Genomic DNA, 24008 nt, shown 5'->3' on the forward strand with positions numbered 1-24008 from the left:
GGCGGCTTTTTTTGTCCATCATAAAGAACTCCTCGAACAAAATACGAACTTGCCTGAGGAGCTAGAGGAATTTACGAAGTATTTTTAATTGGCTTTGTGTTTTAATGTACCAAGCCACATGAGCCGTCTTACTTCCTTAGGTTTAGTCCTTCTTGTTTCATAATACGATTTATCTGCGCCTTATTATGAAACATAACTACCCCTTATTGGGATTATTATCTTTAAAAAAGGTGGCTTGTAAATTGAGTTAGGTTAGTTCTAAATGAGTATAGAAAAACTACCGTTTTAATAAACTCTTTATTTCCTGTATTTAAATAGAACTTTGATGCGCTTTGGGGTTCAAAAAACGGTTCTAATTAAATATTGTTCAATTTATTGGAATCAAGCGTTTTATTGAACTGAGCCCATTTTCGTATAAGTAAGGCATAGTGTATTGATAGAGTGTAAAACAAGGATACTCTTATGATAATACGCAAAAGACAAGGCCTGACCCTGTAATTGTTGATTACATTGATTGCCATTTCATCGTTTGAACAAGAATGTTCGGGTGGCTCTCAAGAGATTTTTCTTCATCAATAAAAAACGAAGCCCTGTTTCTTATAAAATCGTGTTGCTTGCAAGTTGCTAGGTGAAACATCTAAAAATACCTGATTGAATCCACGTTGAACTGAATCAGACTTGACTGCATTCACTAATGAGTCTGCAATTCCTAATCCACGAGAGGCGGGTTCAACCCACATTGCGATCAAATTGTATCGGTTGGTTTTGTTTGTACCTGCCCAATTATTCAGATCGTTTTATCATCCTGAAATGCCAGCCAAAATTTGGGATAGGGGTGCGACATCATTGGAATGAAAAGATACTCTAATAAATCAACTGGTTGAAAATTAATGATTTTTATTTCACGGTTTTTCATTAGTAAGAGCTCTTAAAGTGCATAAAACAGATTTAAATTTATGCTTAATGAATTAATTAAGTCCAGATTTTACCTTGGAGTATCTTTTCATTCCAATGATTGTCACACCCTTTTATGCGTTTTTCAACGCCTTGGCTTCGCTTTCAGGGATGACTTCTTCTTCTGTTTTAACGCTGGTCAATGCACCATTCTCCATTATTTTCCGCCAGTAAAATAGTTGACTGGGAGGAATACCGTGTTTGCGAGCAATAAAGGATACCATTACGCCTGTTTGGTAGGGTTCATGAACTATTTGTTGTTTTTCGTAAGCTGTCCAACGTTTGCGCTTACGACTGGCCTAGTGTGTACGTAGCCCTATTTTCGGACAATATTATAGTGCTTAATTAACACATAATGGCCTAAATATTTGAGTTTCTGATTCTCAATTAATTTCAAATTGATAATCCTAGTTTCAGGAAACTTCATCTGCAATAAGTTTCGATGCGAAAAGCAATTTTTCTGGGTAATATTGACAACTACATCATGCGAATGGGAACTAATGTTGTCTGAAAATAGGGGCTACGTACACACTAGGCCTAATGATGTAAATTCCATATCGTTAACAAATTTTTCCGCGGAATTTATATGTGCGTTATTAAAAAAACCATATTGTGTTTTCCTATTAGACGAAAATAGGAAGTCTAATGTGATAAAGCTCCCAATTGCTCCGATAAATTGAGCCGCTATTACTAGTCCTACTGGAGGCGTCGCTATACTTAATGCAATCACACCCATTAAGAGTAGAGAGAGTGATAAAACTAATATTAAGGCGTTTATTAATATAGGCCCTAATCCTGCAGAGAAAGGATGAGCTGCCTTATATTTATTGATTTCCATTTTGAAGCGATTAAACTCCGCTTGGAAGTTGTTGCAATTTTCTAAGGTAGGGGCCTGAATCGCTTTATTTGCTGCCTCGAATAACAATTTGAAATAGTCAATTTCTGCTTTATTCATTACAGTAAATAAAACATGGAGCTTTACCTCAAAAATAGTACCATTATCTTTTATAGAGTCGAGCACTCTTTTTTTGGCGAGATAATCATCTATACCAATTTCTGAATATAACTGTTGACTTGAAATATGAGCATTTGTGGTCCTTAAAAACTCATTAAGCCTCCTATTAAATTCAATTGCCACCGAATTAAATTCTTCATTATTGCTATACATAATTATCGACCTATTCGAAGTAAATGTTTTCAGGCTGTACTTTACCACACAAAGTGTAAATGTTTAGGGCTGTATTTGATAATTTAACCATATTTTTAATAGGATTAGCGGGGGCATTTGAACAGAAATTGGGGTGCGAAAATTAATGGAATTGAAAGATACTCTAATAAATCAACTTGTTGAAAATTAATGATTTTAATTTCACGGTTTTTCATTAGTCAGGGCTCTTAAAGTGCATAAAACAGATTTAAATTCATACTTAATGAATTAATACAGGCCCAGGTTTTACCTTGGAGTACCTTTTCGTTCCAATGATTGTCACACCAAAATTTGAACACGGCCCTTTTTTACCAAGATCCCGGCCTGAGGTCGGGATAGTTCAGCGCTCCATACACGAAGATTAGGAGGCAAAACCATATGAATTTGAAGAATTGTCTTTAAAGCATTCATCAACTAAGGTGGCAGCAGTTTGATTTACTTCAGATTGAATGGCATCAACATTTGCAAGAGCAAGCAATTTTTTTTCTTTAGCCTTCCAATCCAGGAGATGGTCATCAGATATGAATTCAATGGACTTTAAAGCATGAGCGTCTTCTCTCTCTAACATAGTGATAGAAAATTTGATATAAGCCAGAAGCTTAATCACTTCTAATTCAACGAGTTCACCTTGACGAAAATTGTTTTCCAATATTTGTGTATGGATATCTATGTAGAGGATAAGACCTGCTATTCCATATTCAATAGCTGCTTTTCCTGCTTGTGAAAGGGCTGTACTCTCATCGGCATCATCTAAAGCTCGTTGTGAATTTTGTGATAAACGATTGAAATTTGTTTCGTTTATCTGCAGAGCCGACATACCAAAACTTAAAATATATGTTGGGTTATTATAAGAATAACAATGTCGATTGGATCTTTCAGTAAAATGTTTCATCTTTTATTTCCTAAACGTGGCTTTTTGCTCAGAGCCAATTGAAAATTCCTCTAAAATTTTATCTAGATTTTGAGTAGCTTTACTCAAAGAATTTTCATTGGATATATCTATTGTCCTTAGTGTACCATACACCTGAGTAATTAAGGGGTTGCTACTCAATGATGATGTAAAGAATAAAAATTTCTTTTCTGGCGCACAAGCCGAGATGGCAATCTCTCTTATTTTTTCGATTTTATCATAATGATCTATATTTGTATCTTCCAAAACTTTCTTGACCCACGCTATATGTTTAGGAGTATCTGTTCCTGTTCTTTTCTTCCAGTCGATATTATTAATGAGTTCTTCAATTTTTTGAAGACAGCTAATTGTTTTAAAATTTAAGGTAGAGTTTTTGAAAATACTTTTTATCTCTAGATCAGAACTCTGTGAAATAAATTGCCTGGCACTGTCAGCAAATGCTTCAAAAACAGCAGGAATAATATTACCGGGGTTCATTTTACACGCCTGATCAATCGCTTCAGAACGCTCACGTTTATTTTTTCTAATTAGCTCATATTGATTAAAATAACCCTCTGGAGGATTAAATTTTTTTGTATATTCGTTTTTATACTTTTCCCACAAACCAGAAGATTGGCAATTTTTATTGATTTCAGGGTGCATATCAGTCCATGGTATAAATCTAAGTTTGTTTGAAAAACCCATCATGCTCCAATCGCTTTTTTCTACTTCACTTTTCTCTATATACCCATAGATATCCATACTTTGGATGTCTCGAGCATGATCTAGGGAGAATACAGGACAGCTAATCAGGTCTTTTTGAATATTGTCATGTGCTGTTTTTCCTATTGCTACATAAACTTTGTTTACTTCAACCATGTCAGCAAGAGTCGTTAATAATTTATATGTTCTGTGATCACCACCTGCATCCAAAATTAGTGCTTGAAAGCCACCCTGGTTATCTCGTTCAATATCAATAGCAAAATAATGATTATCCAATTTAACTATAAATTGATGTCGCATGTCCTGGCTTTGAGAAAAACTCACCGTTGCTTTAATAACATCCAGCATATCTTCTTGCTCGATTAGCATAATAGGATTTTTATTAGGATGTATAAGATTATGCATATGCAAAATAACTTTTATTCCATTTTGATCAAATCCTTGCTCTAAAGAATTAGCTCTTAAATTGTTAAACTTTTTTAATAGCATACTTTGAAAAGGCGTCAACATAAGAGTCCAAAATTACCAGCTTAGTAACTAGTATAGTAGATGAAGATATTTTTGAGGGCACCCTCAAGTTAACTTTTGACTCTGCAAAAAAGAAGATTGGTCGCATTTTAGGCGCAAAGCAACTCGATGGCGGCAGCACCAGAAATTTCTTTTGCCGATTGAAATTAGTGTCTTCGTTATTGGGCTGGTTTGGTGTATCGGCCCACGACGACGGCAAAGAGATTTCTGGTGATCCCCATGCCTAAAAACAAGGACCTGCTTCGCAGGCATTGCAAAGCAAGGTCAAAAGAAAAGGGTTAAAAGGTTAAAGCCCGAGAACACCGAACACCCAGAAGATAGAGCTTATTGATGGTGGTCTGAGAACCTCCAGGGAGAAAGAGCTCGGCCAACGCGTTATTCTGTGGAGTGCTCGAGTACTCGGTAGAGCTCCAGTAATAGCTTGAATCTACCAGCCCAAGAGTAGCGCTTGGAATCAATGTATTTTCGAACAATTGCTGTTGAATGTTGGTACTTCCCGAGGTGCAGATAAGGCTATAGGGCCCCAGCTCACAAATGGCTGGTAAATACCAGTTGCTGTAACAGGTATTGGGGGCTGTACAGGCGGATGAGCCCGAACCATCTACCGATAAGGTGCTGCATAATCCCGCGGCATAACTAGATAACGATACAGCTGATGAGCCGTTGTATGGAGGGCTGCTGTAATTCGTAGTTAACGCACTGATAATAGCCGCACTATTGGCATTGCCATCATTCGCACCTTGAGTACTGGTTTCGTATAAAGAGGAACCAATAGATGTTCCAAAACCACCCCAATTAGGAGTTTCTGGTTGAGGAATTTCTTGGCCTGGAACGGTATCTGTGACTGCGGCCGTCTTTCCACCGATACTGCCTGTATCTAGGGTTGTGTCATTTATAGAATAAATAAAGCCCCCTTGATAAATACACCCGTAACTCAAGACATAAGCATTTACTGACGTAGACAATCCACCATCAGCCGTCACCTGGACACGCCCATCGGGCTGCACTCCTGTCGTGCAGGCAGCATTGCTTGCATTAGCACTTGCCGTGGCTCCAGGGGTGATCGTAATCACACAGGTTCCGCCATTAGCCGCAATAGTAGTGCAACTGGAGGGGAAAGACACCGAGGCATCAGAGGGTAGTCCCGAAGAGCTAACCACGACATTGGTGGCATTAACTGAACCGGTGTTGGTAATTGTAATTTGGCGTGCCTTTCCAGTTAGTGCGTCATTTTTTGGCGTACACGACGATGTCGAGAAAGTAGGACAATTTACCGACAGCCCCAGCGTAGAGACGCTGGGCGTCAGTGTTGCGGTATTAAAGGTCACCTTCACGGTGTGATTGGCGGTAATATTAGTCAATTGGTAGGTGGCGCCTCCTGTTTGTGCCAGAGCGCCATCAACCAGCCATTGATTCACTCCATAATTTGTATCAGGAGTTGCCGTAAACGATAAACTGGTTCCTGAATTCACCGTTTGAAGGCCATTAGGGCTGACCGACCCATTGGTTCCTGCAGAAGAAGTAATGGTGTATTGTTGCACCGGAGGTGTTTGTGTAAGACGAATCGCCAGAGCATTGGCGTGGCTGGGTTGATAGCATTGGCTGGGATTACCGCGCTCGCAAAGGATTGGACCTCCCAATACATCCCCTTTTAAACCACTGCCTGTTATGGTCAGAGTCAAGATGCATGATTGATGAGAACCCAATGTGGAGGTGCATCCTGACGAGGTAATGCCCTGAATAGGTCTCATTGTTAATGTATGGGGTTTGCGCGATTGATTGGTTACTGTGTATTTGATGGTGGCGGCCTGTGAGGGACTCAGGTCCACCGAAGCAGGGTATCCCGATACCGGCGCAAACGTCCATACCGGAGCACCCGCCCAGGCTGTATTCATGAGTACCAATCCGGTAGTCACCGTAATCAGTGAATTTCTTAAACGACGTCTTTTCATTCTTTATGTCCTTATGCTACATAGGTCAGGTTAAACATCACCCCATTGGTGTATAGATGATTTACTCTTAATCCCTGATTCATCGTTTGGTCCGAGGCTCGATTTAAATGGCTTTTACCCCAGTCCGCAAACTCATAACCTGCCCCTACCTGCCAATGCGCATTGAGTGCTTTTTGAATCCCAGCACCTAGGGTGTAGGTAAAGGTCGTTTCGGTATGTGATTTAAAGTTTGGGGTAGCGAGTGCTTCCTCAATTAACGGCGTGTTGTGAAAATTGGATGCGTTATTAAAGCCCACGCCAATGCTCCCACTCACCCAAGGTATCACCCAGTAGCCCATATCGGCTAAAAGTTTGCCCTTCGCGGCAACATGGGTGTGTTGTATTTTATAGCGGTAGCTGAAGTTATTAAATGCAGGGTCAGCATCATCCCAAATTATGCCCAATAAAGTAGCATCCGTAGTCGCACCCACAGCCAATCCCAGCTGCCCCAACAGCACCGGACTCAATGCCCGCTGGCCACCTAAAAACACTTCGAAATCACCTAAGGTTTTGGTTGCCTTATTCGCTCGATAGCTCTTTTCAATCTCTGGGGTGAGATTAAAGGTTTGTGTCGCACCGCCATCTTCCCATACCGGACCGGCGCTAAAACTGCCTACCCATCTCCACGAGGTATCCTGTGCCGGAGTACCCATCGTGCCTGCTGAAACGCTGCCCCATACTATAGCGCCCGTTAATCCCAATATTATCCTGTTCTTTTTCATTCAGTATCCTCTCCATTGAATACGCTTTATTCGCTCCTCCAGAGTAGCAAACCCCTATCGTCATGCATAGCTTTTCATACAAAGGGCCCCTAACTGAGATGGCGTGAACCCTTCTACCTAGAAATATGCGCCCTGGATGAATCTAGGAATTTCAGGAGGCTTTTAATGAGCATTCACTGTGTCAGTTTTGGGTATATCCTAAATGGACGTCAGTGATGTATTCAACAATGGTGTCAGAAAAATACATATTTTTAATATATTGACACTTTCAGAGCAAGGTCATAGAATTTAACCTGACACTATTATGAAGATGAAACTATGGCTGGAAAAAATATTGGTTATATTCGCGTAAGTAGTTTTGATCAAAATACTGAACGCCAATTAGAGGGTATGGAATTAGATAAAGTTTTTATCGATAAGGCGTCTGGAAAAGATGTTCAGCGTCCTCAGCTAGAAGCATTATTAAACTATGTTCGGGATGGCGATACTATTATTGTTCATAGCATGGACAGGCTTGCTCGTAATTTGGTTGATTTAAGAAATTTGGTTAATGAAGTTACGAAAAGAGATATTTGTATCAAATTCTTCAAAGAAAATTTAATTTTTACCAATGAAAACTCTCCAATGGCAACCTTAATGCTTTCCATAATGGGGGCTTTTGCTGAGTTTGAACGATCACTATTAAAAGAAAGACAGCGTGAAGGAATCGAGCTAGCAAAAAAAAGAGGGGCTTATCCTGGACGAAAAAAAATCCTAAATGATGAGCAAATACAAATGATAAGAGAGCGAATTGAACAAGGCGAGAAAAAAGCCGTGCTGGCTCGTGAGTTAGGTATTAGTCGAGAAACACTTTATCAGTATATTAGACCTTAATAAGGAATCTATCAGAAATCAAATAGATGTTCGATTGCGGATACAGGCTATTTAACGAGAGTGTTCATTTAACTGTGTTAAAAATGAACTTTCGTGAGTTTTATAAGCCATTATAACTGTTTCAATTAAATATTGTTTAATTCATTGCATCCGGGCGTTTTATTGAACTGAGCTTGTATGCTTACTGGGTACAATTAATTGGTATCATTTATTTATTTTTACTAAGTGTTATCAATTCTTCAATTGGTAAATGACTTATAAAAAATAATTCAAATTTTTTTCTTAAGTCACTAATCCACTCAGAACTTCCATCTGTTAGTATGAATTTCATTAGTTTTTCGGGCAAGGGTTTATTCTGGTAATGGAATATTGCATTTCTTAAGAGACGCAATTTATCAACAAAATCAATATTACTTAAAGCTAAATCTATGTCTTCATCTTTTATTTTAATAGACTGGTAGCCCTCAATGACAACATACAGTAGCCCATATGAAACTGCTAAGCGGAAAAATTGTTGGTTGAGATTAGTAAGAGTAAAGAGATCTTCTGGAAGCAATTTATCTTCATTTGAATATGAAAAGGATACTAATGTCCAGATATCGTTAAAGTTCACCCAGTGGCCATAAAGAGATTCTAATTTAATATTTTGAGTCATTGTATTTTCTCATTCCAGCTAAAGTCTGATTTATAGCAATCAAGTGTTTTATTGAATTCTTTCGTTTGATTATTGGATATCTCTGCAAGTAAGAGAATTAACTGATTTTTTATTTGAATACCTTAGATACGAATGGGAAGATTTGATTGTTTAATTTCAATTCGATCTAAATCATATCCGTATTGAATTAGCAATTCTCTTATATGCGCTCTTGCCTCCAAGAAATTACATGATGCTCCTATCCAAATTTGGCTAATCATGTCTACTATTTGCAAATTAGCAGATATATCTATTTTTCGTTGGTGGGGCTTGAAAATTTTTAAGTCGCTTGGATGTTCAATTGCTCCCAAGCCCGATGTACTCAATGATAGCAATTAGAGCAGTTTCAATTTTATTGAATGCCAAAATTTCTCTATTAAGAAATCAGATTCTTATATAAAGCCTCATCTATCCAGCAAATTGATTTTCGCATTTCATTTACAAGTGGTGATGAACCTGAATTATAATTACTTTCAAATATATCCTTTAACAATAGCCTTAGGTAATTCGATAACGAGCTTATATCTTCGATAGGTAGCATTTTAATTGCTTGTAGGCAATATGTTATCTCCTTTATATTTGAAAATTTAAGCTCTGCCCGTTCTTTTATATGGGAGATTAGTTCGTGCTTACTTTTACACGCTGTGCTATCAGTTTTTACTGTTATGATAAATTCAGTTTTTTTACTTGCAATGCGTTCCATTAATTTTTCTTTTGCTCTTGTGCGTGCAAAATCATTTCTAAAAAGCTCTAAAACGTAATCTTTAGTCAGTCCTGCTTTATGCATATAATAAAAAATAGGTAGGTATGCTGTTATTTCATGCCCGATCTGTTTAACATAATCCTCAGGAGTATCTATATTTTTGTGATCTAAAAAGTCTAGGATTATATCCGCGATTCTAATAACTCTCGTTTTAATTATTTTATTTCTTCCTATGAGCAATTTTGGGTCTACGGGCTCTATTTTACCTAACAATTTGAGAGTTGGTTTACCCTGACATTCGGAAAACTCCCCTTCCTTAATAAAAGATAATTGGCTTAACAGCGACCTATCAATCACGAATGAACCTGAGCTACCCGAGACCACACCAGATTTTAAATCGAAAATACCGGCATTATTTACACCAATTTTTGTAATTTTTTGTAAATGCATCATCCATAATTTTTGTTCATTTTCTCGTGATTCTTCAAGAATGGTTCTAAGCTCTGGAAATTTAATTCTTTCAGTTCTTCCTCTATATCGATAATATATATCACCTTCCTTTAATTGATCACCTGTTGTTTTTGTACATATCACCGGTTTTTGTTTAGATTCATATATATATAGTATACCGAAGAATTGCTCGCCTATTTGGTGTAAATTTATATCCCATTCAATTTCTGGTGAGAAGTTCGAATTAAAATGTTGCGATAATAATTCAGGATCCAAATTTTCAAATTTTTCCAAGCTACTTTTATTTAGCCCTTCTAATAGATGTGGTTTATTTTTTATCCCAAATATTAAATATCCTCCCCGATTATTAGCGAAGGACGCACATGATTTTAAATAACTGGCAAGACTTTTCAATCCAAAAGATTCTTTGAACTCAAGAATACTGCTTTCACGAGAAGTTAAAAGATTCGGTTGAATTGGAGAAGTTTTAAAAATCTCATTAAGCTGTCCTTGCTCAAAAGGATCCATGGCTTTTCTAATTTGATATAGTATTATTCATAAAGTATAGAATTAATTTGAGCGTATTGTATTCAATAGAATTTATTCCTTATTTCGTGTAACAGTATCTGATGGAGTTGCCCCTATAAAACCGGACCACTTAGCCAGCCAAAGCCCTTTTGATAAATTGTCTTGGTGCCATCATATTTAACCCTTTATGGGGCGCAAGTTCATTATAGTCATTAAACCAATCGTGTAACTGTCTCATGAGCATCTGAGCATCAAATGGATCACTAAAAGCAACATAGTCTCTCTTAAACGTTTTAACGAATGCCTCGGCCATGCCATTGTTTCAGGACTATAAGCAGGCGTAGTTCTCACATCAAAGCCAAGCTTCCTAGCAGATGCTACTGTTTCGCGAGCTGTATAACAAGGCCCGTTGTCACTAAGCCATTGTATGGGCTTTGCTAATGAGTCGATTGTGCCAAAACGATATTCCATACTTTCAAGTATCAAGTCTCTAATAGCTCTACCGTCTATACCAATAGTGGATGAAATGTAACTGATAATTTCTCGGTCACAGGTGTCCATAGCAAAAGCTACATGCACTCGATCTCCATTAGCACATTGAATGGTAAAGCAATCAGAACACCAACGCGTATTACTTTTTAAGGTAATCACTTTGCCATCATGAGAACGTGTAGGTGTTTTCTTAGGGGCCAAAAGTAATAAATTATTGAGTTTCATAATACGATATACACGCTTGTGATTCACTCTTAATCTACCTTCAGACTGCAGTCGATGGTTGAGTAACGCAGTGACTCTGCGATAGCCATAGCTACTGCGTTTGTCGGTGATTTCACGAATATAAGGAAGCAGTTCATTGTCCTCTGCTTTAATGTAATCATTTTTTTGTGGTTCCATTTTTTTAAGCCTTTCTGTTAGATTAGAACGGGATATTTCCAGAGCACGGGCTATAGCTCTTATTCGAAATCGCTTATTCCGAGCAAGGGTTGCCGCCAGATCAGTTTTTTTTCCCGACCTAGCTTTACTGCTTCACGTAGTATTTCGTTCTCTAACGTCTTTTGGCCTAATACTTGTTCTAGTTGTTTTATTCTCCGTTTGAGTTCATTTGCTTCACTTTGAGGTACCACAGACTCCTCTGCCTTTACTCCAGTCAATGCACTGTTCTCCATTAATTTACGCCAATAAAATAATTGGCTGGGCGGTATTCCATGTTTTCTCGCAACGTAAGATACCGTGGCTCCTGAATGATAGGTTTCATGGACTATTTGTTGTTTCTCTAAATGCGTCCAACGACGGCGATTACTGCTTGAGTGGATTATTTCATTACATTCTAATGGTGTCGATATAGTCATATTACTAGTCCTATTTCTAGTCGTTAATTATTGGCTAGATGGACCGGTTTAAATGGGGGGCACTACAAATGAAACGTCTTCCATAATGGGTTGAATAAATATGATTAGATTTTAGTTGGGAACAGTACTTCTCACATGTATCTATATCAATGGTCATGTTTCGCTCTTAGATCACCTGATATATTAAGTTTAGCCTATTTTTGAGCAGCTTAATGTGGGGAATTTTATATGACGTTTTAGCGAAGTTTATGTCTTAAAATAGTTAATTAACTCGTCAAGGTGTGGAATTGACAGTATTTGATAATTTAACCATATATTTTTAATATATTTGCGCTTTAATTTCTGTGGGAAAGTATTGCAGAGTAAAGTAGTAAGTAAATTCCCCGTTTTATTGACGCTAAAACAAAGAGAACATTCAAATCAATCTTGAAAATCTATATCACCATGTACTATAATACAGTGTATTACATTCTGGTGCTTTTATGAATCACTTTAAAACGAAGAAATTTATAACGAAGCAAAGAAAGTTGATTTAAACGATAAAGTTCTAATTGAAACTTTAACCTCATTTATCAAATTGGATAGAGACGAACAGCTAAAGTTTTCATTAGGGGCAGGGTTATACAAATTAAGAGTCGCCACGAAAGAAGGGCGGGGGAAAAGTGGAGGTTCGAGAAGTATCCTTGCGTTTAAAAAGGATAATGGAATTTATTGGTTACATTTATTTTCTAAAAATGAGAAGGGAAATGTGACAACAGCAGAGCTTAAAAAACTAAAGCAATTGGCAGATATCATGCTCTCGCTTACAGAAGAACAAATTACTAAATTAACAAGCTTAGGTGAACTTTTTGAGGTAAATAAAAATGTCTAACATACAAGATACAATTAATGATCTCGCTCAGGGCTTATATGCTGCTGAAATTATTGATAAAAAAACTTTGCGCAATCTTACCAATGAGGATTTGCCTGTAGTGCACGAGTTTACAGGGGAGGAAATTCAACAACTACGTAAAAAGCAAAGTTTAAGCCAGGCCGTTTTTGCTAAATATTTAAATGTGAGTCCTGCAATGATTCGCGGTTTAGAGCAAGGAAAACGTCATGCTCATGGAGCTATTCTAAAATTACTGAATATTGTAGAAAGACATGGAATTAAGGGATTGATTTAGTAGGTAAAGTAATGCTTTTTAATTCTTAAGTCGAGATAAACTAAAATGGGGTGCGACAATCAATGGAATTGAAAGATAGTCTAATAAATCAACTTGTTGAAAGTTAATGATTTTAATTTCACGGTTTTTCATTAGTAAGAGCTCTTAAAGTGCATAAAACAGATTTAAATTCATACTTAATGAATTAATACAGGCCCAGATTTTACCTTGGAGTATCTTTTCGTTCCAATGATTGTCACACCTCAATTTTGGTTGCCGTCTCGTAACATCTTAGTGCAGCAGTGTCCTTGTTTTCCGCTTCATAACATTGACCTAATAAATCGAATACATAAGAAACATTGGCTACTTCATCTGAATTACTTTGTTTTAATTCAATGAATTTTTTTAAAGGAGAAATAGCTTGTTGTTTTTCATCACAAAAAAAGAAACATATTTCCTAAATAAAGATAGCTTTCTGCTACTTCTGGATTTATATCAATTGCTTGAAGAAAAAAATCTTTAGCTATTCCATATTTATTTCATCAAATGCTTTTACTCCATCGATATGAAACGAATTAAACATGCTCAATCCTATTTATTACCATTAAATAATGCTCATAATTTTATCATATGATGATAACTTATTATAGGCCTAGTGTGCACGTAGATCCCGTTGCGGATATTTTCTCCCAAAGTCTTAAGTCACGAAGGTATTTATTGTCGAACAGTCGAGTGCCATTGGAGCCCAAGAATCAAGTTTTCAATTTGAGTTTAACTAAAATTTTTTAAAGCATGTTCATTGCCAGTTTGGGCTGGATATTCGGTAAAACCCAATAATTATTATATTGCTTCTTGCATCCAGCACTGAGTCCATGTATGACGGTGTCTCGTATACCTCGGTTAAAAGATAACGAGTTTGACTGGGGCGTCCAGCTACCATGCCAATCCTCATGATGGCTTTAATTTAAGTAAGGTACTTTCATTTACCTGTTTACAAAATGTTTCTTTGATAAAACCTAAACTTAATAGGAAACCCAATAACACCAAAACAATAAGTACAGAAAAACTTTTTTGATAGTGCAAAATGGGGTCAACATAATCTGACTTATGTTCGAGTAAGTAACCAATAAACGGAGCGCTGGAGGCGCTATAAAACATAATAAGAGAGTTATTAAAAGCGAGACCAATCGTAAGATAGCGGGCTTGGCAGTATTCGCTGATGATGGCAAAACCAATACTTTGTCCACTAGCTCCTATGCCGAGCATAAGGAAGCATCCCATTAATGCAATCTGCGACAAGGGCAGATAAAGAATTGCGCTAAGGCTCACTAAAACACAAGAAATACTAAATACCATAATAGGTTTTCTTTGTTGTACTTTATCAGATAAATAACCTAAAAAAGGACAGCCTAAGGCGTAGCCTAACCACGAAATGGAAATAAGGTATGCAGAAAAAATGTTGGTATATCCTTTATGAACTAAAAAAGAAATGCCTTCATTTTCTGATAAGTATTCTAGAGTGAAGTAAACTAATGCTGAATAAAAACCAATATACCAAACTTGCTTCTGGCGCAGTAAGAGTTGGACATTACTTCGAAGGGTAGAAGGACGTGATAAGATAAAAAAATCTCCTTCGCGCCCACGATTTTGCTCTACAAAATACAGAACTAGACAGGCCAAACTTGCCCCAATACCTGCTAATACCAGAAATAAGCTACGCCAATTATGAGAGTTATCTGCTAATAGTGAATTGAGGGGGCCAGCAGCAAGCATCGGTCCTATGGTTCCAATAAATTGGGAGAGGCCTATAAAAAACGCAATATTTTTTCGTGGCAACCAATCATAGACTGCAAGCAACAGGCAAACAAAGCCGAAAGAAGAACCTAGCCCCATGAGAAAGCGATAAAACAAAGCGCTACTGTATCCTGAGGAAAAAGCGAAACCGAGAGTTGCCAGAGTACAGATTAACGTTGCGCAAAGCAAGGTTCTTTTGAGTTGAAAACGGTCTGCGATAATACCTACTGGGATTTGCATTAGCCCATAAATTACTTGATAAGAGGTTGAACTTATCATCGCAAACTGTACAGCGGATAAGTTGAGTTCATTCATTAACGATACTTGAAATATTCCAAGCACCGTTCTTAAAAAAAACTCATAAAGAAAAAATAAAGCACAGATTAGCCAAATAACAAGGCCTTTAACTGTCATGGAGTATCCTCCGGATTCAGGATTATTTTTCGTTCTGTTGTTCACCCCAGGCTTCAATCACAGTTTCTGCCCGGTTATTGTCTACAAATGAGGCTATCTTAAAAATTGACTGGCCTTCATAAATCAAGGGATGGCGGTTAATGCCCACGATAATGCCATCGGAGGGGGACTTAATCGCTTCAGAGATACCAGCACCAAAAGGATCATTGATATGACCAATAATCTGATTTTTATAAATTAATTGGCCAAGCTCGACTTTACTAGTTAGTACTCCACTTTTATGGGAATAAATCCAGTCCTGGTCTTCAGAAAATATGCCTTTAAATTGAATTAAGGGTATCTCCTCTGTCTCATTCAACATCTTTAAAGCATGCAATACTTTATGTATTCCATTAAGACCAACAGATATTGCTGATTCGTTAAAACGCAGGGCTTCACCAGCTTGATAGATGAGCAAAGGAATATTAAGTTTTTCAGTGGTTTGTCGTAGTGAGTTTGTTATTTTGGGGATGTTAGTAATCACTGGTGTCGCAAAATGCTGAGCCAGGTTTTTACATTGTCTATCGCTAAGATCACAATAGACTTGTGGTAAAATGTCATGGTTGAGAGAACCACTTTGTAATTCGATACAATAATCTGCCTTGGAAAGTATTTCTTTGGTAAATATATGGGCTATACGCTCCCCGTAAGTTCCATTTTCGGATCCGGGGAAACAATGTTCCAAAGTAACTCCATAAGCAGAGGCTTTGGGATGATTAACTAACGATAGCACATTAAGAACAGGGATGGCGATTATCGTTCCCTTTAAGTTATTGAGCTTCTCAGGCTCTAACAGACGGTTGATTATTTCTAAGCCATTAAGCTCATCTCCCTTTAATGCAGAAAAAAGAATGAGGCAGGGGCCAGCTTCTTTTCCATGCACTACCTTTATAGGCATGTAAAACGAGGTACAGGAATAGAGTTCGGGAAGTGGTAGTGCTAAATTAGCAGTTTCCCCTGGGTGTATCGTTGCATCGCATATGGTTAGATTTGAATTTCTCATATTTTAATATAAAGGATAGATCTCATTGCTTGGTATGTAAAATTAAAGACCATTGTACCAAATAGAGTCCTTGGGTGCAAAAAAGGGCTCCAATGGGCGCCGTCAATTTAACTTTTTATAACGGAAGAAAAGAAAACTTACCCAATTTTAGAAGAATCTAAAAGGCAGCGTTTTGGCAAATTTCTTTAGTTTTTGAATTGGCTTCTTCGTTGCTGGTATGGTTTGGTGTAACGGCCGAGGGCGACAGCCAAGAGATTCCTGATGTTGCCCATGAGCGCGATGACGTTCTGCGCTCCTTCGGGTGACTTAAAACGAATGAGGCATTTTTCTTTTCTACGTTTGGGCTGATGGACATTTTCTACCCGATTATTGAGCCCCTTATGCGAGCGATGCTCGACGTCTTTGCCCATGTGACGAATGGACTTGGTATAGCTCCTGAGCTTGGCTGTCACAATCACTCGTGGTTTTGGATGGGTATTCAGTAGGCGAGACAGGGAGCGAATGGTCACCTTTTTATTGCGTCGCTTTTGCAGCAATACATCCTGCTCATAGCCCTTATCATCTACAGCGCGCCATAAATAATACGTCGCATAAGAAATGCGTAGTTGCTGCTCCTCCAGGTGCCATTTATCCGATGGTCTGGACGCTCGTTTCTTCAAGACGTTCTTAAAATGGGAACCAAACTTAATGCACCATTGACGTATCGTCTCATAACAGACATCAATTCCTCAGTAGAGAAAGCGCTCCGAGACATCCAAGTAACTGTCATTTTAAATCGATGATAATTTCAGACAGCGATGCTGATTAGCCCCAATGGGTAACGATATCTTTTCGGTTTTCTTTCTAGCAATACATAAGTACTGCAAATAAATTACGGTCTAGGCCAAAAAGTTAACTTGACGGTGCCAAGCCATAAGTATGTTGATGAGTGATTATATCAATTAAATCTAGATATTTTGATAGTCATCTATCAAAAGTTAAAATTTAAATCATATGAGAGGTACTTGTTTTAATTTCCTATCTATCATAAGGCTGTGCGCTATTGAGATATTGTCGGAATCTCTTTGTTCAGTAACAACGGTTATGAAATAATTTGTTTATTGCCAATTTGGGCTGGATATACGGTAAAACCCAAGGGAAGGGAAACTTTCCACCGGACGGCCATTAATATTAAATCCTTGGGGAAATGACGCCTTTTGAAACTGAGTATATCTACGCCTTTTTAAAAGAATCTTAACTTAACTTTTGTATTTTCGACAGAGCCCTAAACTGGCTCCGTGGCAAAAAGCTTTAGTACCCTCAGTTGATAAAAAAGAATCTTCGTTCTGTTGCAACATCCAATATTGAACCGCTTTTTTGACAGGCCGATGATTATAAACGCGGCTCTGTTGCAAAAATAGAATTAGGCTTAGACAGCCAGCAGCGCAGATCATTCTTAATTGGAATGCCCCAGGAGAAACAAGCATCTCGTTATAATGAATCCTTAATAATTAGGAAATAGAATGGGCGAGTTGTCTGCATTAATCAATATTTCCATTTTAATAAAGGAAAAAAATGTACTCAAGAAGCAAAATCGTTCCTAGGGTAACCCTAATAATCCGATACAAAAAGTTTGATTCACAGTCTAAAGGCTTAGCGTAATAAAACAAATACCTCCCCAGAAAACCCAATCCAAAAATTAAATGTTATTTGAATAATTGGATTTTCATCACTCCAAAAATATTTGCTCTTGAAATTAATTCGCGTGCAAGCCACCTATAGATAAGGTTATAACAATGCAAAATAAATATGAATTTACATTTAAAGAAAAAAATTTAATTATTAAAATAAACATAGAATGTGTCGATCACTATTTTGAACCCTGCTTAACCCGCTCTCTTTCTAATAAGCCTGAGGAAAAAGCCGAGGTATTTTCTGATTTTAATGCTTGCGCTAAATATTTAGAGCAATGGCAAGATACTGAAGAGTTCTTATCACTTCGCACTAAATATGACGAGATGCTTGCTGCACGAAAAGAAAAAATGAGGCAACACATCATTATTGCTTATGATGAGGCAAAACTTGGTGGTTATCCCGTGCATCACGGTACCGAAGAGAGGCACATTGACAGCGTTATAAAGGGTCCAAAAAATGAGAAAAGCAGCGGAAATATGCTCGCCGGACCCGGATTATATATTGACCCTAAACAAGCCGTTGCCCATGAGTATGCCCTTGATTATTCAAATAAAGGAGCCGTTTTAAATGGTTTTTTTAATGCTCAACCAAGTAAAAAAAACTGCTATGTGGCTCGAATAAGCATCATAACGCAAATAAGCCGTTGCAATTATGAAAAAGGTATTTTCCGACAGGATTGGACAAAGGAACCAGGGCTATTAACGTTTATTCAACAACATGCTGATATTATTGATATATCAGTTAATTCAGAGCAATTACCTACACGAAGCGATCATTTTTATCTAATCCGCGAAAGTGCAGGGCCAGATATCGTAAACTGGTCTGAGGTCAAAATTTCTCCTAAAAGCACGTTTGCTCCTAAAGAGAATGCGCAAAACATACGTATAACACACTCGCTCGAGAAAAAAATCGTCTCAGAGACAAAAAGTCTGGCTAAGCCTTCTCATTCAACCTCCCAATTATTAAATTCAATTGATAGTCCGAATATCAAAATACCTCAGCAACTACCTCCTACCTCCCCTCAAATAACCTATAAACCTAAAGCTGAAATCCTGGCACAGGCACCCGACTCACCATTACCAATACTCTTATCCTATAAGCCTCAAGAAAAAATACTGAATAAAACCTCAACGCACACACTTAACTCCCAGCACCCAATACCCTTACCCGATAAATCCAAAGGGAATATATTTGCAGAAAGCTCAGTGCGCACGTCGAACTCTCAGCCTCCAAAAATAGCCAAGCCGCCCATTGAAGTCTTAGACACAATACCATGGCGCCCGGCAATAACCTCAAGAAGAAAAGCACCTATATTGAGAAGGATCAATTGGTCTAACGTCTCTCAATATTTAAAAATAATATCCTATCCGCCATTGGCAATCTGGGATTATAAAAATAGTATGGAATATATTAAACATCAATTCCCTCAATACTCTGATGAGGCAGCTAAAATTGGAGCGGTGAGCAATATGCTCATAGATGAGGGTATTATGGCTGCTTTAGGACCTATCGCACCTGCTTATATACTCATTGATATAATGGGTGACATCGCATATGGGATAAAAGATATAGACCCTCGAGATCTCAGGAATAACCGCGACTTTCTAAAACGAATGATCGACTGTTATGACTTGTCCCCAGGCGCAGCCAAAATACTTATGGGTGAGTTTGATAGGGGAGATAAAATGCCACGAGACTTTAATGAATACAGCGCAGCTCAGGTAAAAACTCTTTCCAAACCCTTTGCCTTATTCCATTCTATAAAACGAAAAGCAATCGAGGGAGTTCTCCTGTATGTTGATGCGTATCAGGAATTAAAGGAATACATTGATGCCGCTCAGCGCGCTCTGGACGGTGATGAAAACGCACTGAAGAACATCAAGTCCTCTAAGTATAAGTTTGTTTACAAACCAGGAGTAACAACGGCTACCGAAGTGCAAGAACCCAGCCTAACAGTTAATTTAACCATACTAGGCTTATCCGAAAATAAGGAGAATACTGAATACAACAATAAGGTTGCCGAGGAAAACCAGCAAGACGGCGGTGCAGAGCAGGCTACAATTAATTTAGCTGAAGCCGATTTATTCGATCATAATGAATACAATCCTCAGGCTTCAGAGGAAAACAGCCAAGACGGTGTTGAAGCTCAACTTCATAACGAGCAACCCATGGATACCTTCCCTACAAAGCACGTCACCGCGTTCATTCAAGAAAAGCCCAAAAAACCAGTATTGAATCGTGTAGAATCAGGAAATGTGGCCGGAAAACCTGGGTTCATTATCAATTTGGCAGGCGGTAAAGGTCGAGTAGGTTTTACCGCAACGCCAAACAGTGTCTTAGTCCAAGCAACCGCAACGTTTGGCACAGGTTTTTTTGCTGCCTTAGGTAGCTCCATGGCAGTTGCCTCTGTACTTACAGGTCTATTGATACCGGTACTTTATTTTCTCGGCAAGCACAAAAAGCGCCTATCGGAACAAATAAAACGCTCATTCGAGCACACGAATGCAGATTTAGAACAGATTAATGGAGCATGGGCTGATTTGTTACAAAAATTGCCATCCGAGTTGCTCACCAACTCCCCGCAATGGGAAAAACAGGCAAAAGATTTATTAGCATTTATTGCAAATAAAATATCTTGTGAACAAGATCGTGTCGACTATGCACAAAAATACAAAAACGTTCAAGCCGGTGAGGTTCACAAGTCTGTTATTAAAAATTATCAAGACCTTTCCAAAGAGATAAAACGAACAATCAGATTAAGGCCCTTATTTAAAGAAGCGCAAGAAGAAGCACTAATAGGCAATTACTTCAATGCAATAAAACACATGGAAGACCTACTGGAGCAGGAACTTGGCGTCAATGGTGTGGTCAATGAGACCCAGTTAAAAGAGATACTCGAGGATTTTGATTTTAAACACCAAGAACAGATAGTTAATGAGTTATCTAAACCATTCCTACATGCATTAAAGAGCTATGCACAAGGCATTAAAAGTGCAGCATACCGCAAAACAGCTCTGGCCTGCCTGGAGTCAGTAAATACGATACAAAGAGTAACCCCTGAGGCTTTAACCTTAGCGTTACAGGCTCTGGGTGTTCTGACTCAAATTGGCGAGGTCAATAAAGAGAAACTTACCAGGAATATTCAAAAAACATTGGCAACAGTAAACCCATTCGCCGATAATTTTAAATGGTTAAGCTACCGCACGCTGAGTGTTCTTTCAACAACCCTGGACTATCTCCCGCTGAAAAAATTGCTTGCAGAGCAAAGTTTATTATTTAAAACACTCGACTATACTCGCGCAACCCTCCATTATGGTATGCCCGTGTACGTATCATCAACCCTCTTAAGGTCAATAACACGTACCCATAAGCTGTCACCGCATAGCGCCTTAGATCTAACTAACCACCTGATTAATTTAGGTTTTTTTGCCGCGAATCAATATCAAAGCACTCATGGCAACTCAATTGAAGCACCATGGTATTATCGCTTGCAGGAAGGGTTTGCTGTGCTCACCGGTATGGTAAGTGCGGCTGTTGCTGCTGATGAAGCCGCACAAAGACTAGAATGGAAAGATGAGTCACGAGTCAAGCTGGGAGGTATAACCGCTCTGGTTACCGGTGGTTTGGGGCTTTATCATTTATGTTGTGAAACCAGCGTGCAAGAGGCAGCAAGACAGGCGCTTATGGCAGCGTTAGGTAATATTGATTATCATCAAAAGCAAGGGATATGCCCGCAAGACGCTGCGGTTTTATCAAACCCCAGGATTAAAGCCAGCTGGGAAAACCTCGGAGCGATATTAAAAAATACTTTTGGCGGATTAGCTTATGCTCCTACACAATTAGCAGAAGTTAACGCAGCGCGAATTGCTTATTGCTTACTGGAGGTGCAAAATGATTTTGCTCTAAAGAAATATGATCAGGTGATTAGGCATACAGAAACGGCTGAACCGGGCAAATCTTTTATTTCTCCAACCTACAAAATTCCGGCGCATTTAGCCTGGGAAGTGATCGCGCTACGACTAAGAGCACAGATGCAATCGAAGCAGCGTTTATTGAAATTTGCCGAACAATTCAATGAATATTATGGTTACATTATTGAGTCCGAACAACTTAATGGAATTGCGCTGAAAGCAGCTCAAGAATGTTTAAAGTGTATTTTGGCAGAGGGTTTAGATGAGTTAATAAAACTAAAAGCGGAGAATCCTGAAAAACAGCTAGTGCAACTTAGACAAATATTAGCCAATAATGAATACTCCAACTTATTAAGCGATTCGCAGAAACAACGCACCGTAATGGCTCTAAAATTATTATCTAAAAGTACTCAAGCACATTCAATTAATGAAATTACCTCATCGGAGAAAACCTCTTTGCGTCAAAATTGGCGGTTTCCTGAACAACTAAAAATTGTAGATTGCGGAGCGGATGGAAATTGTTTATTTCTCTCGGTAGCCAGTCAAGTCCACGGTGCAACTCATGAAACACTTCGTCAATTAACCTGCGTGAAATTAGAATCAAAACGTAACATTTTAACCCCATTTTTTACAGGAACAGGAATCGCATTAAAAGATCGTACTGGCCGGGATGTGCGAATAACAAATGCAGATGAGTACATTCATCTGATGGCTGCTCCAGGCACTTGGGGTGGCGAAATAGAACTGTCGATATTGGCCGGAATATTAAATCGACCAATTGCAACCTTATCACCTGGTTATAAACCGTTGCTGTACCCTTCTAGCATCAGTCCTACAGAGCAATCATTGTACGAAGGCGAGCCAATATTTATTTACTATAATGGCATCAATCATTACCAAGCATTTAGTGTTAACACGGACATATCGATAACTCCTCAAGAGATTTTTAATTCACTCCTAAGGCAAGCGGAAGAACAGCCTGAAGAGAGCACTAATTCTGCTCTGGTTAACCTCCTATCCTCTCCAACTCAAGATAGAGACACATCTACAGGTAAATCTATACAGGTTAAGCGCAATAAATTGAATATGACCAACGAAATGCAAGTCAGTGCCAATACTGAAAACATCAAGCTTACCTCAAATCCTGCTTCTTTTTTTAATGAAAGTAATTTAAGAAAACAAGAAAAGCTAAAGAATTACCAATTTTTAAACAATGTCGCAAAAGGGCGGCAAAAGGAAGCGAAAGACTTGTTAACAATTAAATCAGCCGACACACAAACATTACTTCGCACAGCAAGTACATTCACTGATTATTCCGGACGAACCTTCCACTGCACCGCTTATGAATATGCTTATTGGGCCAAAGATACTCACATGTGCGGTATGTTAGCAGCTTGTATGGATTCAGAAACCAAAGCTCTCATGTTAAAACGAATTGATGCTATAGATGCTTCTGGGCTTACCTTTCAACAAAATGGCACAACGCATCGCTGTGCACATTTTGATTTGACAGAGCTTATAAAAGCATTGCAAGACTATGTTAATGGTTGGGACAGAATAGATAAAAAAGACTGGGTTGCAATGAAAGCCGCATGGATGAAGGTAGGGAAGGCACAGCGCAATGTTCCCGCACATGTGGCTCAAGAATATTGTCGGGCAGACCGATCTTTTTTCCCTTGCCCTTCATTTTTAAATGAGTCTGCATTGCCGAGAGATTTAACTATTTACAATGATACAACTGATCAGTACGATTGTTGGTTTCCATTGACCTCTTCTAATGCAGGGTTGGGGTTCGATTTCGGATTAGTACGCAACGAAAAATGGAGCGAAACGTGCGAAGCTGGATTGCTGGGCATCTGTGCCAAGGGCAATTTGACTGCCGTGACCCAACTTGATAAAGCTAGAACAGCTGAACTCAATCTGTCGCGCGAGCATTTAAGTTCCCAGGCAATATCCCACAGAATGACAAAAAAGGAGAACAGCTCATCATGCCGAATCTGTTAAGCAAAGATTCATTGGGCAGCTTTAGCCTCTGATTTGGGCTGCCCTGGTGAACCATATCCTGAGAGTTTCTGAAGAGACATCTTCAAGTTCACTTTCGCATAGTGGAGTCTGGCAGATAACATTTATCTTTAAGCAAATCTATTATTCGTTCATTAACGTGTTTCAAAGTTTAGTTGACGATGCTGTTGCCAATGGCCCCCTCGAATAGAGTAGAGAGGGATAGATAATTAGAAAAAGTGTATTTAGATAGATGTTCGCCTTCTTCAGCCAATGCACGACCTTCTTTTTTTAATGGTCTAATGGTAAAGCGGATTTAATTTTCCTGAATCCCTGATAGTGTATGCCGTTGTGGCTTTGGGTAGGCTCTCTATTACCGTATCGTACTGAGTAAAATTAACAATGACATTCTCAGG

Annotated in this window: 15 protein-coding genes and 2 pseudogenes; 4 read left to right on the forward strand and 13 right to left on the reverse strand. The window is 38.4% G+C overall.

Annotated features, from left to right (window positions below):
- Window positions 1-572 precede the first annotated feature (572 nt).
- The 7 genes and pseudogenes from ACD661_RS16455 to ACD661_RS16485 all read right to left on the reverse strand — a co-directional run bounded on the left by ACD661_RS16455 (window position 573) and on the right by ACD661_RS16485 (window position 7014).
- On the reverse strand, window positions 573-791 hold the full coding sequence (locus ACD661_RS16455; protein WP_400188955.1) for a GNAT family N-acetyltransferase: 219 nt from the start codon (window positions 789-791) through the stop codon (window positions 573-575).
- Window positions 792-1028: 237 nt separating this feature from the next.
- A pseudogene (locus tag ACD661_RS16460) lies at window positions 1029-1235 on the reverse strand (transposase); the annotation flags it as partial.
- 239 nt (window positions 1236-1474) lie between these two features.
- A complete protein-coding gene (locus ACD661_RS16465; RefSeq protein WP_400188937.1) occupies window positions 1475-2122 on the reverse strand; it encodes a hypothetical protein in 648 nt (215 codons plus the stop codon).
- A gap of 400 nt (window positions 2123-2522) precedes the next feature.
- A complete protein-coding gene (locus ACD661_RS16470) occupies window positions 2523-3053 on the reverse strand; it encodes a hypothetical protein (protein WP_400188938.1) in 531 nt (176 codons plus the stop codon).
- Window positions 3054-3056: 3 nt separating this feature from the next.
- The gene (locus ACD661_RS16475) at window positions 3057-4283 is read right to left on the reverse strand and encodes a YopJ family acetyltransferase (protein WP_400188939.1); all 1227 of its coding nucleotides are present in this window, start codon (window positions 4281-4283) and stop codon (window positions 3057-3059) included.
- 296 nt (window positions 4284-4579) lie between these two features.
- A complete protein-coding gene (locus ACD661_RS16480; RefSeq protein WP_400188940.1) occupies window positions 4580-6253 on the reverse strand; it encodes an InlB B-repeat-containing protein in 1674 nt (557 codons plus the stop codon).
- A gap of 11 nt (window positions 6254-6264) precedes the next feature.
- Window positions 6265-7014 (reverse strand): outer membrane protein, encoded by a 750-nt coding sequence (locus tag ACD661_RS16485; protein ID WP_400188941.1) that lies wholly within the window; start codon window positions 7012-7014, stop codon window positions 6265-6267.
- Between the two features lie 318 nt (window positions 7015-7332).
- On the opposite strand from ACD661_RS16485, the gene ACD661_RS16490 reads away from it, so the two are divergent.
- Window positions 7333-7887, forward strand: coding sequence for a recombinase family protein (locus tag ACD661_RS16490; RefSeq protein ID WP_400188942.1), 555 nt, complete (start codon window positions 7333-7335; stop codon window positions 7885-7887).
- 208 nt (window positions 7888-8095) lie between these two features.
- Here the strand turns inward: ACD661_RS16490 and ACD661_RS16495 are convergent, their stop codons facing one another.
- The 3 genes and pseudogenes from ACD661_RS16495 to ACD661_RS16505 form a co-directional block, all read right to left on the reverse strand.
- Window positions 8096-8542, reverse strand: coding sequence for a hypothetical protein (locus ACD661_RS16495; protein WP_400188943.1), 447 nt, complete (start codon window positions 8540-8542; stop codon window positions 8096-8098).
- Between the two features lie 415 nt (window positions 8543-8957).
- Window positions 8958-10262, reverse strand: coding sequence for an ATP-binding protein (locus ACD661_RS16500; RefSeq protein WP_400188944.1), 1305 nt, complete (start codon window positions 10260-10262; stop codon window positions 8958-8960).
- A 130-nt stretch (window positions 10263-10392) separates the two neighbouring features.
- A pseudogene (locus ACD661_RS16505) lies at window positions 10393-11611 on the reverse strand (IS3 family transposase).
- A 505-nt stretch (window positions 11612-12116) separates the two neighbouring features.
- Here ACD661_RS16505 and ACD661_RS16510 point away from each other — a divergent pair.
- Complete coding sequence (locus ACD661_RS16510) at window positions 12117-12482, forward strand: type II toxin-antitoxin system RelE/ParE family toxin (protein WP_400188956.1); 366 nt, start codon at window positions 12117-12119, stop codon at window positions 12480-12482.
- Entirely contained in the window at window positions 12475-12777 is a 303-nt protein-coding gene (locus ACD661_RS16515; protein ID WP_400188945.1) for a helix-turn-helix domain-containing protein, read from the forward strand. Before ACD661_RS16510 ends, ACD661_RS16515 begins: the two co-directional genes overlap by 8 nt.
- A 927-nt stretch (window positions 12778-13704) precedes the next feature.
- Here the strand turns inward: ACD661_RS16515 and ACD661_RS16520 are convergent.
- From ACD661_RS16520 to ACD661_RS16530, 3 genes are all read right to left on the reverse strand, one after another.
- Window positions 13705-14964: an MFS transporter gene (locus ACD661_RS16520; protein WP_400188946.1), complete on the reverse strand. Its 1260-nt coding sequence runs from the start codon at window positions 14962-14964 to the stop codon at window positions 13705-13707.
- A gap of 22 nt (window positions 14965-14986) precedes the next feature.
- Window positions 14987-16006 carry a succinylglutamate desuccinylase/aspartoacylase family protein gene (locus ACD661_RS16525; protein ID WP_400188947.1) on the reverse strand — a complete coding sequence of 340 codons (1020 nt, stop codon included), beginning with the start codon at window positions 16004-16006 and terminating at the stop codon, window positions 14987-14989.
- A gap of 185 nt (window positions 16007-16191) precedes the next feature.
- Window positions 16192-16731 (reverse strand): transposase, encoded by a 540-nt coding sequence (locus ACD661_RS16530; protein WP_400188957.1) that lies wholly within the window; start codon window positions 16729-16731, stop codon window positions 16192-16194.
- Window positions 16732-17781: 1050 nt separating this feature from the next.
- Between ACD661_RS16530 and ACD661_RS16535 the strand changes: the two genes are divergently transcribed.
- Window positions 17782-23595: an OTU domain-containing protein gene (locus tag ACD661_RS16535; protein ID WP_400188948.1), complete on the forward strand. Its 5814-nt coding sequence runs from the start codon at window positions 17782-17784 to the stop codon at window positions 23593-23595.
- Window positions 23596-24008 lie beyond the last annotated feature (413 nt).

Source organism: Legionella lytica (assembly GCF_044626755.1).
In the GTDB taxonomy this organism is placed as follows: domain Bacteria; phylum Pseudomonadota; class Gammaproteobacteria; order Legionellales; family Legionellaceae; genus Legionella; species Legionella lytica_A.

Bases quoted from the DNA above. Each gene is read 5' to 3' on its own strand.
- ACD661_RS16465 (WP_400188937.1), bottom strand. From the start codon at position 2,122: ATGTATAGCAATAATGAAGAATTTAATTCGGTGGCAATTGAATTTAAT.
- ACD661_RS16470 (WP_400188938.1), bottom strand. From the start codon at position 3,053: ATGAAACATTTTACTGAAAGATCCAATCGACATTGTTATTCTTATAAT.
- ACD661_RS16475 (WP_400188939.1), bottom strand. From the start codon at position 4,283: ATGTTGACGCCTTTTCAAAGTATGCTATTAAAAAAGTTTAACAATTTA.
- ACD661_RS16480 (WP_400188940.1), bottom strand. From the start codon at position 6,253: ATGAAAAGACGTCGTTTAAGAAATTCACTGATTACGGTGACTACCGGA.
- ACD661_RS16485 (WP_400188941.1), bottom strand. From the start codon at position 7,014: ATGAAAAAGAACAGGATAATATTGGGATTAACGGGCGCTATAGTATGG.
- ACD661_RS16490 (WP_400188942.1), top strand. From the start codon at position 7,333: ATGGCTGGAAAAAATATTGGTTATATTCGCGTAAGTAGTTTTGATCAA.
- ACD661_RS16495 (WP_400188943.1), bottom strand. From the start codon at position 8,542: ATGACTCAAAATATTAAATTAGAATCTCTTTATGGCCACTGGGTGAAC.
- ACD661_RS16500 (WP_400188944.1), bottom strand. From the start codon at position 10,262: ATGGATCCTTTTGAGCAAGGACAGCTTAATGAGATTTTTAAAACTTCT.
- ACD661_RS16515 (WP_400188945.1), top strand. From the start codon at position 12,475: ATGTCTAACATACAAGATACAATTAATGATCTCGCTCAGGGCTTATAT.
- ACD661_RS16520 (WP_400188946.1), bottom strand. From the start codon at position 14,964: ATGACAGTTAAAGGCCTTGTTATTTGGCTAATCTGTGCTTTATTTTTT.
- ACD661_RS16525 (WP_400188947.1), bottom strand. From the start codon at position 16,006: ATGAGAAATTCAAATCTAACCATATGCGATGCAACGATACACCCAGGG.
- ACD661_RS16535 (WP_400188948.1), top strand. From the start codon at position 17,782: ATGCAAAATAAATATGAATTTACATTTAAAGAAAAAAATTTAATTATT.